The sequence below is a fragment of the Brevibacillus sp. AG162 genome, from assembly GCF_006715575.1.
GTDB lineage: Bacteria > Bacillota > Bacilli > Brevibacillales > Brevibacillaceae > Brevibacillus > Brevibacillus brevis.
The window spans coordinates 176,065-189,193 of sequence record NZ_VFNO01000008.1; the positions used below are offsets into that span (position 1 = coordinate 176,065).

Genomic DNA, 13,129 nt, shown 5'->3' on the forward strand with positions numbered 1-13,129 from the left:
CCTAATTGCTCTTCCATAGTTCTAGCAATTGCTTTTCTTCATCCTCGGTAATGAGCCGCAAGTTTTCTATGCTCTCGTCAGGATATGCCGTCACTTGTTCAAGCCAATTCACAAAATGCCCGATCATTCGTTGTATGGTGGGATACTCAAACAAATCCGCATTGTATCCAAACGAAATCCATACAGAGTGCTCATTCATCACTTCGATTGAAATAGACAAGTCAAATTTGGCAACTTTGATTGCAGTCGTCACAGGCTCAACTTTTCGATTCGGCCATTCCTTTACGTTTCGCAGATGAGTATTCATTGTAAAAATCGTTTGGAAGACAGGAGAGTAGCTTGTATTTCGTTCTGGTTGAAGGGCTTCTACTATTTTTTCGAACGGTACGTCCTGATTCTCTTGTCCACGCAATGCTTTTTCCTTGACCTGGGCGACCAATTGCCTGAAGCTCGGCCCTTCTTCTACATTCGCCCGGTAAACAAGCGTGTTTACAAAGAACCCGATCAATCCTTCCATTTCTTTGCGATTGCGATTGGCGACCGGACTTCCGACCAAAATGTCTGTTTGTCCGGTATAGCGGGAGAGGAAGCCTTGATAAGCGGCCAGCAAGGTCATGAACAGGGTTGTCCCTTCCTGTCTGCTGAATGCTTTTACTTTCGCTAATAAGGCAGGCTCCACTTGTATATGCTGCATGTCCCCTCTATAGCTTTGAATGACTGGCCGTGGATGATCGAATGGCAACTGCAACACGGGAAGGTCACCCGCCAGCTCATTTTTCCAATACACCAGCTGCTCGTTTACTGTCTCATCCGTTAACCAATCCCTTAGCCACACTGCATAATCCCCGTATTGAATAGCCAATGGCGGTAGATCGATTGGCGTGCCACTGACTGCTTCTTCATAGAAAGCCATCCACTCGTCCAGCAAAATATCCTCTGACCAACCATCGAAAACAATGTGATGAACGGTACACAAAAGAACATACTCCGACTCATTCTTTTTAATCAGCTCCGCTTCAATCAGCGGTCCTTGACTCAAGTCAAATACGCGCTCAGCATTCCGTTTAATATGATGAGTGACGTGCCTTTCCCCTTCTTCCATAGAGAGATGGCTGAGATCAATGACAGGCAACGCTAACAGTTGATAAGGCTTGACGAGCTGTACAGCGGTATCATTTTGTTTTGCGAATACCGTACGAAGCATTTCATGACGTTCAATCAATCGGTTGAAGCCTTTTTCCAATCCGCTAACGTCCCAAGCACCGCTTAAACGCCAGACATACGGAATGTTGTAGACGTTGCTTCCGGGCTCCAGTTGGTCAAAAAACCATAGCCGCTGCTGCCCAAAGGATAGCGGAATCGGTTTCGTCCTATCCACTTGATGCAATGCGGGCAATTGAGCCGCTTTTCCGCCTAGACGCAATTCGGATATCCGCTTGGCCAGACTCTCGATGGTCGGACATTGGAAAATATCTCGCAGAGGGAGATGCTGACCGAACACTTCTCGTATGCGCGAGGCGACCTGCGTCGCTAATAGAGAATGGCCTCCCAAATCAAAGAACGAATCAGATACGCCAATTTGATCGATACGCAAAATATCGCTCCATATGAGTGCTAGTAATTCCTCTGTTGTGTTGCGAGGAGCTGTATAGTGATGGCTTACCGTATGGCTGTCAGGCAGCGGCAATGCTTTGCGATCCAATTTGCCACTTGATGTGAGCGGCATTTCCTCCACATGTACAAAATACGAAGGAATCATGTAAGGTGGCAGCTGTTTCTGCAGAAGGAGCTTATACTCTTCGACCGATGTGGTACCACTGTAATAGGCGATTAATCGTTTATCTCCCGGCTCAAATTCATGGGCAATCGCAGCGACTTCCCCAGCGCCTGGCTGCTTCCTCATGAGCGCTTCGATCTCACCCAATTCAATTCGATATCCGCGAATTTTCACTTGGTTGTCCATCCGGCCAATATACTCAATATTGCCGTCTGGCATCCACCGCGCATAATCCCCTGTCCTGTAGATTTTTTCTTCCGATAAACGACCATATGGATTCGGGATAAAACGCTCTGCTGTCAGCTCGGGCTTTCCTACATACCCTCGCGCAAGCCCTACGCCCCCAATCACTAACTCTCCCATTACGCCAACGGGCTGCAAGTGACATTCTTTGTTGATGATATAAGCCTGCGTATTATCAATCGGTTTCCCAATGGGAATGACCGTACTGTCCGCGTGACAATCATAGTAGGTCACTTCAATGGTCGTTTCCGTCGGACCATACAGATTGTGGAGAGTCGTTTGATTCCGCTGCTGAATCAATCGATGAAAACGTTGAACCTGTTCCGCAGTCAAAGCCTCCCCAGTCGTATACACACGCTGCAAGCTTTTGATTTCATCCGCACAATCGTTGCTTTCCAGATGGTCTAAAAAGATGCTGAGCATCGATGGAACAAAGTGAATATAGGTGATCTGGTTTTTGGCGACCGTTTTTACAATCAGCTCCGGGTCTTTTTCTGCATAAGGAGCGAGAAAACATAGCTTGCTGCCGGTGAAAAACCATAAAACTAATTCGGTTACCGAAACATCAAAGCAATAGGGAGTTTTTTGCATGATCGTGTCGTGTTCGCCCATAGGATAGCGATGAACCATCCAGTTCATGCGATTGACGACAGAGCGATGTTCGACCATGACGCCTTTTGGTGCTCCCGTCGAGCCTGACGTATAGATGACGTAAGCCAAATTTGTCGAGTGGGCAACTGGTTCAAGATTGTCGCATTCTACTTCTTGCTCAGGCATATTCTCGCCAAAGTACAGAACCGGACCATTGAAATCGATCGATGTCCTGAATTTCTCTTGCATGACGACTACTTTCGTATCACTATCCTGAAGAATATAGGACAGTCTTTCTTTCGGTGCCATCGTGTCCATCGGCATATAAGCCCCACCAGCTTTTAAAATGCCAAGGATACCAATCATCATGTCAGGTGAACGTTCCGTCATTAACCCGACTAATGTATCCGGTTTCACTCCCAAGTTTCGCAATTTTCTTGCCAGGAAGTTGGCACGATGGTTGATTTGCCGATACGTCCACTGTTCGTTTTCAAATATGACCGCGATTTGCTCTGGTGTCCGTTCAGCTTGCTCCTCAAAAATTTGATGAATGGTTTTCTGATCCGCAAACGCAACAGAAGTGTCATTCCACTTCTGGAGTATTTGATTCTGCTCAGAGACGGTCAACATTGGCATAGAATGGAGCGTTTGGTCACTGTGGGTAAGAACACTTTTCAGCAATTCGATATAGTGCTCAATCATGCGGCGCATGGTAGATTCGTCATACAAATCCGTATTGTATTCCCAATCCAAGCTGATACTCCCGTATTCCTCCTTCGTTAAAAGAGAATCGGAGAGCTCAGAGTGGTTCGTCACTACCACGTTAATATCAAATTTTGCCGATCCGTTGCTAATGCCTTCGGTGAGTTGAATATCCAAATCGGATACAGGTAAATGGGTAACTTTCGTGTCTTGGAAGCTAAACATGACCTGGAATACAGGGTTCCGGCTTTGATCGCGTTTCAGTTTTAACGCATCGACTACCTGATCGAATGGAATTTCTTGATTCTCATAGGCTTCCAATGCTGACATTTTGACTGCTTGCAAAACATCCTGAAACGTCATCTGATCGGTAAACTGCGTCCGAATCACAATATTGTTCACAAACATCCCGATCAGGTCTTCGGTGTCTTTCCAGCGCCGATTCGCGATACCCGAACCTACAATAATATCTTCCTGATTCGAATACCGATGCAGCAATGTCTGAAAGGCAGCCATCATGACCATGAATAAGGTCGTGTTTGTTTTCATGCAGTAATCACGCAATTGAAGATACAACTCTTCCGGTATTAAATGGGTGAACATGTTCCCGTTAAATGTTTGATTGACCGGGCGTGGCCTGTCGGTTGGCAGTTCCAGAATCCCGTTGGCTCCGTTCAACAAATTCTTCCAGTATGTTAACTGCTTATTCTCCTTGCCTCGTTTAAACATCTCGTTCTGCCATACGCAGTAATCTGCGAATTGAATCTGCAATTCCGCGAGTGGAGATGGTTTATTCTCCAGATACGCACTGTACAGCGTAAAAAGTTCTTTCAGGAATTTGCGGAACGACCATCCATCATGAATCAGATGATGCTCAACAAACAGAATGACCGATTCCCTATCAGAGATCTTGTAAACCAGCCATCTAGCCAAAGGCAGCTGCGAAATATCGATCGGCTTCTTGATCTCTGCTCGAATCAATCTCTGCACTTCACGTGCACGATCGCTCTCAGGTACATGAGAAACATCAATAACGGGCAATTTCACATCGAATGGTTGATAAATGACCTGGTACGGCCGCCCATTTTTCTCAAGAAAAACGGTTCGAAATATTTCATGTCTACGTACAATCTCGGTAAAGCATTGATTCAAAATGGGGATATCTAGCATCCCTCGCACTTTCATGGTTGCCTGAAAGATGTAAGCCAAATTATTGGAGCTTAACTGTTCTAAAAACCACACTCTCTCCTGCGAATAAGAGAGCGGCAAATCTCTGTCTCGTGATGCCCTGCTTATGGCAGGAAACGCATCCATCGAGTATGTATCCTCTGCGGCATTGATGACTGGCACGATGCTTCGGATTGTCGGATATTGAAACAGGGTAGACAACGGGAGTTCTTTCTTGAAGACTGCACGGATTCTTGCTACAACCTGCGTCCCTAACAGCGAATGTCCTCCTAATTCAAAGAAATTATCCTCTACGCCAATCTCCTCATATCCAAACAAATCCTTCCAAATGTCCAAGAGCTGTATTTCCAGTTCTGTTTCTGGTTTTTTATATTCCGCTGAAATATGCGGTCGGCTATTCCCTGCCTCTGGCAGTGACTTTATATCAATTTTTCCGCTGGGCATAAGCGGGAAAACATCCATTTTCACAAAATACGCTGGAACCATATACTCTGGAAGCTGAGCCTTCAAATAATCACGCCATTCCGTTATGCTTCCAGACCCTATCACATAGGCGATAAGCTTGTTATTTTCATAGGAATCCTTTTGGGCCACTATAATGGTTTGCTCAATAGATGGATGAGTGCTTAAAATGGTTTGAATTTCCTCAAGTTCAATTCGGTATCCTCTCACCTTGACTTGATTGTCATTGCGACCAAGATACTCCAGATTACCGTCGGCTGCATACCTAGCCAAATCTCCAGTTCGATACAATCGCGAATCTGATTCTGGATGATAAGGATTGGCAATAAAGCGCTCTTCGGTTAATTCAGTACGGTTTAAATACCCTCTTGCTACACCTGCTCCACCAATATAGAGCTCGCCAGCCACTCCAACAGGTTGGATTTGTAAATGCTCATTGAATACGTACAATTGTGTCTGACAGTTTGGCTTTCCAATGGGGATCAAAGAGCGATGATCCTCAGGCATACATTTGTAGCTGGCAACCTCGACGGTAGTTTCCGTTGGACCATAGGTGTTATATAAGATTGTCCCATGAGGAATCGTCAGTAGATGCGTAAATTTCTGGGCAACTTGAGGTGGGAGCACTTCCCCACCGGCAGTGACATATTTCAGAGAGGATAGGGCAGAAGACGTACGATCATTCTCGATATAATCCAAGACTACTTTTAACATGGATGGCACAAACTCAAGATGGGTAATGTTATACCTCTCCACTGCTTTTACTAGCAGGGCAGGGTCTTTCTCTTCGCCGTTAGGGAGGATGTACAAGCTCGCACCTTTCAACATCCACCAATAGAGCTCCCAGACAGACGCATCAAAAGAAATAGATGTTTTCTGCAAGATTCTGTCTGTATTCGTCAGTTCACTACGCTTCTCCAGTGTTTGAAGAAAATTCATGATGGAGCGATGTTCGATCATGACCCCTTTCGGATTGCCAGTCGAGCCCGAGGTATAGATTACATAGGCCAGATCGTTGCCATTCACTTGGTTATCAGGCTTTTCCCTGCTTTCATTTGAGATTATTTCAGAATCATCAGATAAATTAATAGTTTTTATTCCGTCAGGTATTCTTGCGGCAGATGCTTCACCCACGATGACGATTGGCAAATCTGCATCTTCTATCATATAGTGCAGTCTTTGAACAGGATAAGCAGGGTCCATCGGGACGTAAGCGCCTCCTGCTTTCAACACGCCCAAGATGCTCACGATCATTTCAATAGAGCGCTCCAGGCATATGCCAACGAGCGTCTCACTCGTAACACCTATCTTTCTAAGATGATGGGCCAATTGATTCGAGCGTATATCCAATTCCTTGTAGGTGACTTCCTCTTGCCGGAAAACGAGTGCGATGGCCTCAGGATGACGATTAGCTTGGCCATCAAAGGCAGCCAAAATGGTATCCGGAATCCCAAAAGCCTCGTCATTCCTGCACCACTCGTCCAGCAATTCGCTTTCCTGACTTTTCGTGATCAATCGCAATTGATCGACAGGTGTTTCCCTATTCGTTACAACCTGTTCGATCCAGTTACAAAAGTTTTCAAGCATTCTTCGGATGGTATCTTGTGTAAACAACCTGGCATTATAGGTGAAAGATATGCGCAAAGCGTCTGCCTCTTCAACATCCACACGCAAATCTACAGTTGACTCGTCATACTCGATAGAAAGCTTGTCCATCGTATCTACATTTCCGGCTTTTCTTACTCTCATTAAGGTATGAAAGAATGGCGTGGCTGCTGAATGACTTGCGAACATCTGTCCCTTCTCTGCTTTATCCTTGCCCTCGGTTAGTAGCTGTTTAAAATTCATAGCTCCATCAACAATGGCTCGATTTATCCAAAACGCAGAGTCTGTCACCGCACCAACCCGAATATCCTTTTGACCCGTATACCTGTAAAGATAACTGTGATAGGCAGCTAAGAGTACAGTAAACAGATCGGCCTTTTCTTGTATCCCCACCTGTATGGCTTGCTTGCTCACCGTATCTGAAAGATCAATCGTTTGAGTCTCGCCCACATATCCAGTATGGTGATGCCTGGAGATATCTACCGGAAGCTGTAGCAATGGAGCTTCTCCAGCTAATTCTGACAGCCAATGGTTCATTTGATCTTCCATGGACATGGTTATCCTCCCTTTTCGCGTTTGGTAATGATGAGAATCTCCAAAACGAGCGAAGTTCCTCACCTGTTCTGATTAATCAACACGACACCTCCCCTCCTCTCAACAATGCCGCAAAGGAATCAATGAGTGGCTTCATCGCACAGCATATGAAATAATCAGGCCAGCGTCTGATAATCGGTCTTTGTCAGTGCTGACACGCTAGTGGAGTATGCAATTGGAAGAATACCAAGAATGACAGTTTGATGAATCGACAATTCTAGCCCACGACTGTAATCTCGCCGCAGGGTGACTCTTCTTTTTAGTTGAAATGGGAGTATAGATTTCATGTGGGAGTTGAATGAGTAGCGCTTTATGCACTAGTTGATTGGATTGCTATGATGGAAGATGGAGTGTAGAGTGAGGATGTTGTTATGTGTAATCAAACCAATGCAGGACATTGCACTATGGTTCTTTTGAATCAGAGTTGCTAAACTAGCTACTGACTCTATGAAAGGAGGGAAACTTGTTGAAATGCAAAGTAGTTGGTAAGGAAAGAATCGCAGAGAATTACCCATATCAAGTATGAATTGTAACCTTTTGCCATTTAAGGATATTATATCATGTCTGAATTTTATGTCAAATAAGATGATATTGAGTCGTCTTTGCTCAATCAGAAACTATAGTTGGAAAATTTTTACACACAAAAAACAGAAGACATTTCTTCTCCCTTGTGCTAGGTTCGATTCACAGCTTACCTAACACCAAGAAAGGAAAAATGTCTCATACATTTCTAGGAAAAGTTATACACACCTACGCCCAACGACACGGCCAACAAAATACCAAAGTACCACTTCGTAAACCGAAGGCTGAACCACGAGCCTTCCCACCATAAGATCCCAAATAGAATAGCCCCAATCAAGATGCTACTTGCAAAAGCAATGAGTGCATTTTCCATATTTCTTTACCTTTTAAAACAGAATGGAAAAGAGGCTGCCCTCCACAGCAGATCGAACAGCCCCTTTTCATTTACCAGACCGTAATCTTAATCGTAATCGTTTCGCCGCCGTATTCCACTGTAATGGTTGTTTTACCAGATTCCAGTGCGGTCACAACACCATTTTCTACAGTTGCGATCTCAGGATCTTCCACTGTCCATACGGCATCTTTGGTGACGATCTCCTCGTATCTTTTTTCATAGACCGCATACAGGACGATCTCTCCAGTCTTGTCTGCCTTCAAGCGCAGCGAAGAGCGCGATACTCGCAAATCTTTCACTTTCTTTTCCTCTACGACGAGCACACGATTGGTTACCTTTTTACCGCCAAACTTCGCAGTAATGACAGCCTTCCCTTCAGCCAGCGCTGTCACTTTTCCCTCTTTTGTTACCTCGATGACCTCTTCGTCGCTTGAGGACCAAGTTGCTTCCTCTGTCACCTCTTCGGTGTTCTTGTCACTGAAGACGGCTGTCAGCGTTAGCTGCTTCTCCTCATCGATCTCCAGCACCAAATCCTTGAAGGAAGTCGTCAACGAACGAATGGTTTTCTTAGAAACCGTCACCGGAATCTCCAGCTCCTCACCCATATAGCGAACGGTAACGATGTCTTCTCCCTCTTCTTTGCCTGCCGTAATGCGGCCCTGCTTGACGGTAACCAACCCGTTTTCCGTGTCGTATTCAACATTTTTGTCTCGCGTGATGTCTTTGCGTTTTTTGCCTTCTACCTTATAAAGGCGTAGGGTCGCGGTTCCTCTTGGCTTAATCCAGAAGGATGGTTCGTTTGTTTCCAACTGGAAGGTGGCTATTTCCTTAACGGTGATTTCCACCGAATCCGTTTTGTTCCCGTCCTCGGTCGTCACTGTAATCGTCGCCGTCCCAGGAGCTACTGCCTTGATCTTGCCTTCCTCATCTACCTCGACGATCTCAGAGTCGCTGCTCTCCCACTTGACTCGTTTGTTGGTGGCATTCGCTGGTTTTACAGTGGCACGAAGGCTTTCTGTTTCGCCAACACGCAGCGTTAACTCCTCATCCGCCAACTCAACTCCGGTGACCGGCTCTCTTGTTGGCGGATTCGGCACATTTGGCACGTATAGCTCAATGGAATCATCCAGTTCGACGGTGTTTCCTGCCTGGTCGCGAAGCTGAATCAGAACTTTTTTCATCCCATTGCCATAAGGCAGGTTCCACGGTACTGTTCCCGTCACTTTTTCCCAGCTGCTCCACTTGCCTTGGTCATTGGAGATGCGCATCTCTACATCTCCCAAATTGTCCGTGGCAGTAACATGCAGTCTCACGCTGGTGGAATAGGTTAGACGATCATCATTGTTAATGACGAACGTTCCCGTTGGCGCTGTCTTATCCAAGGTAAACGTGATCTTGGTTTCGTTTCCGGAAGCATCTACGACCCGCAGCTCATGCTTGCCTTCACTGGTTACCTGGTCGCCACTTGCAAACGGAGCACTATTCAACGTCGCGGTTCCTTCGTTGAAGGTGATTGTCACGTCATCTTTGTAAATGCCTTTGTCCTCGACTCCTGTGACAACTGGCGCATCTGCATCCATCTCGATCGTATCGGAAACGGTTGTGACGTGCCCTGCCCTGTCCGTGATCTGCATCTCGACGGTCTTGGTTCCATCACCGGAGTTCAACTGCCATGCTTTGGTTGCAGTTGCTGCCTCCCAATCGCTCCAGTCGTTGTCTTCATTTGCGAAGCGGATTTGTACATCGCTCGTACTGTCGTTCGCTGTGATGGCGAGCGTAACATGACGAGACTTGGTGGAGTTGTCTCCGTTATTGATCGTGATCGATCCAGTCGGCGCCACCACATCCAGCTCAATTGTATCGCTTAGCTTAGTGACGTTCCCCGCTTTGTCCCGCAGCTTGACATATACCGCTTTGGTTCCGTTTGTACTGCCATCCGCCAGCTTCCATGCTTTTGAGGCTGCGAACCGCTCCCAGGTTCCCGAATTGTCATCGGCGTTCGAGATCGCCATTTCGATGTCGTCTGTATTTCCTGACGCAGTGAGTTGCAGCGTAACATCTTCTGTTTTCGCAAATTCGGCTCCGTTATCGATGCTGAGCGTTCCAACCGGTGGTGTTTTATCCAGCGTGAAACGAATTGTGGTGTTGTTTTTCGCTTCATCTGTCACGACCAGCTCATACGATCCTTCAGCGCTGACAACAGAACCGCTCGTAAACGGATTGCCGTTCAGCAATGCTGTTCCCTCGTTGAAGGTAATCGTTACGTCACTCGCATAGACACCATCCTGAGTCACTCCTGTGACGACTGGTCCAGTGGAATCCAGCGTGATTTGCTTCTGGAGGGCCGTTTGGTTTCCAGCCGAATCTTTCAGCTCGAGATAGACCGTTTTGGTTCCATCAACACCGCTCAGCTCCCATGAAACGTCGCCTTTGGCGGGTGCTGTTTTCCAATCGCTCCACGTCAGGTTGTCATTGGACAAGCGCATTTCCACTCCATGGGCATCAGCCGTCTCCACACTCAACGTAACCTTGCTCGTGTTGGTATACAACTGGCCTTGATTGATCTCGAAGGTACCCGTAGGGTTGGTCATATCGAGTGTGATCTCATCGGTAAAGCTGGCAATATTCCCTGCTTTGTCCTTTACTTCCATGTAAACCGACTTGGTTCCGTCCCCAGCGGACAAGGTCCACGCCTTTGTTGTGGTCAGCGCTTCCCAGGAAGTCCAATTGGCTGAATCACTCGTATCATGGGAAAAGCGCATCTGTAGATCATTACTGAAATCGGTAACGGCAATTTGTAATGTCGTTGCAAATGTATTGGTATAATTGGCGTCACCATTGATCTTGAGACTGCCTGAAGGCTTCGTTTGATCGATCGAAAACGGAAGAGTCGTTGTATTGCCCGCTTCATCAGTGACAATCAGCGTATAAGCGCCATCCTCATTGACGATTTCTCCGTCAGCTATCGGCTTTCCGTTCAAGATCGCCTTCCCTTCGTTGAAGCTGATCGTAACACTCTGATTGTACAGCTTGTTGTTCTCTACCCCTGTGACAACAGGTGCAACTGTGTCGAGTGTAATCGATGCCTGTAAATCATGGGTGTTGCCAGCTTCGTCGATCAACTGTAGATAGACCGTTTTCTGTCCATCCCCATTTGTTAGCTTCCAAGCCTTGGTGGTCGCCACATCCTCTGGCGCACTCCAGCTACTCTTATCGTTGGACAGCTTCATTTTCACCTTGCTGGAAGCGTCCGTGGCATCGATTTGCAAAATGACATCCTGGTTATTCGTATGGGTGGCTCCGTTATTGATCGCAAGTGTTCCGGTAGGCCCGGTTTTATCCAGGGTAAAGGTTACCGTAGTCGTATTTCCCGCTGTATCCGTCACTATCAGCGTGTACTTGCCCTCCACACTTACCTTTGTGCCGCTGGCAAAAAGAGTACCATTCAATGTTGCTGTGCCATCGTCGAAGGCTGGGGTGACATCTGCCGTGTAGAAGCTGCCATTTGCAACCCCCGTCACAACAGGTGGTGTTTTGTCCAACACGATGGTATCGGATGTATAATACAAATTCCCTGCATTATCCCGGAACTTCGCGTAGACTGTTTTTTGTCCGTCTCCACTAGCCAAGTTCCATTCCAGCTTGTTGTTGGCTGGGACAGGAATCCAACTGCCTGTAAAGCTGTTATCATTCGACAACATCAGTTCTACCGGGCCGCTCGCATCACTACCCTGAATGGTAAGCTCTACCTTTTCCGATGAAGTGGCTACGTTCCCGTTATTGATCTCGATGGTCCCTGCCGGAGGTGTCGTATCCAGCACAATGCTATCCTGCGCTTGCAAGACCGTTCCTGTTCCGTCACGCAGCTCCATGAAAACCGTTTTGGTCCCTTCGTCTGTCGTAAGGGTCCACGGTACAGGTGTCGCAAACGACTTCCATTCGCTCCAAGGACCGCCTTGCACGTTCGTCAAACGGTACTCGGGCTTGGCAGCGTCTGGGTCATCATGGGTCATGGTGAGCGTCACATTGGAGGAATTCGTAACGGCAGCACCGCCATTAATCGTAACCGTCGCTGACGTAGGCGGTTCATTTACATCCGTGACCTGAATGGTCATCACCTTGGTGAATATATTGCCAGCCGAGTCTGTTGCAGTGATCGGTACAGCGTAAGTCGACTTCGTTTCAAAATCAAATAGCTCTGTCGCCTTCAGTTGATCTCCCTCAACAGTAAATGGAACCGTAGGGTTTTGAATACTGAAAGTAACAGTGTCTCCTTGATCAGGATCTGTTGCCAAAAGCGTACCAACTACCGCTCCTATTGGATTGTTTTCGGGAATCGAATTGGATGATAAGAGGATATCGGTTGGTGGAGTGTTGGGAGCATAAGTGATTTCTAGCTGAGAAGCATAGCTAAGATTTCTTTTGTCGTAGAAAATGATTTGAGGCTGATACAAAACAGGAGCAGGTGGTGCTGTTTGTCTTCCTCTTAAAACAAAGGTAGCTTTTTTGTCTACAATATTGGTCTTGATAAAGCTGGTTACATCAAACGATTTCCACCCTGTGAAATTAGCAGGAATAAACTCATTTGTTATGATTCTTTCATGATACGAAGGCAGCACAGTTGTAAAATCATCATTCCAGTTGTCATCAAACGAGCCCCATAGATCAATGAAAGGCATATCTCCGCCTGTTGCTTCTGCCTTATGCACATAAATTTTCAGGGCAGCAGACTCAATTTTCCTCTCACTTTTCACCCCGCTCAGGTCAAAACGCAGGGCAGCATTCGCAGCCCCATAATCCTCAGCATCGTCTCGCGCATACCCGACGATCAGCGCATTCGGAACACCCTGATAATTCAGACCCTCAGGATAGGCACCAGACGCATCCACGAACTTATCTGCCTCTACTTTAATCACATCTGGAAGATCAGCTGCATTCACTTTTTCTTGAAGAAACGCAGGTTGGACGATTGCGAACAGCAAAGTAAATACCAACAAACGAGCGATTATTCTTTGCATGAATAATGTTGTCCTCCTTTCTTCTTCATTTCA

The 13,129-nt window shown here is 46.5% G+C and carries 2 protein-coding genes; both read right to left on the reverse strand.

From position 1 onward, the window contains the following. Window position 1: 1 nt before the first annotated feature. Window positions 2-7,123 (reverse strand): amino acid adenylation domain-containing protein, encoded by a 7,122-nt coding sequence (locus FB479_RS22470; protein WP_142066773.1) that lies wholly within the window; start codon window positions 7,121-7,123, stop codon window positions 2-4. A gap of 1,005 nt (window positions 7,124-8,128) precedes the next feature. Then, window positions 8,129-13,096 carry an Ig-like domain-containing protein gene (locus FB479_RS22475; RefSeq protein WP_142066774.1) on the reverse strand — a complete coding sequence of 1,656 codons (4,968 nt, stop codon included), beginning with the start codon at window positions 13,094-13,096 and terminating at the stop codon, window positions 8,129-8,131. Between the last annotated feature and the right edge of the window lie 33 nt (window positions 13,097-13,129).

What these genes read in the sequence shown, in the direction of transcription:
- FB479_RS22470 (WP_142066773.1), bottom strand. Translation starts at nt 7,123, where the DNA reads ATGTCCATGGAAGATCAAATGAACCATTGGCTGTCAGAATTAGCTGGA.
- FB479_RS22475 (WP_142066774.1), bottom strand. Translation starts at nt 13,096, where the DNA reads ATGCAAAGAATAATCGCTCGTTTGTTGGTATTTACTTTGCTGTTCGCA.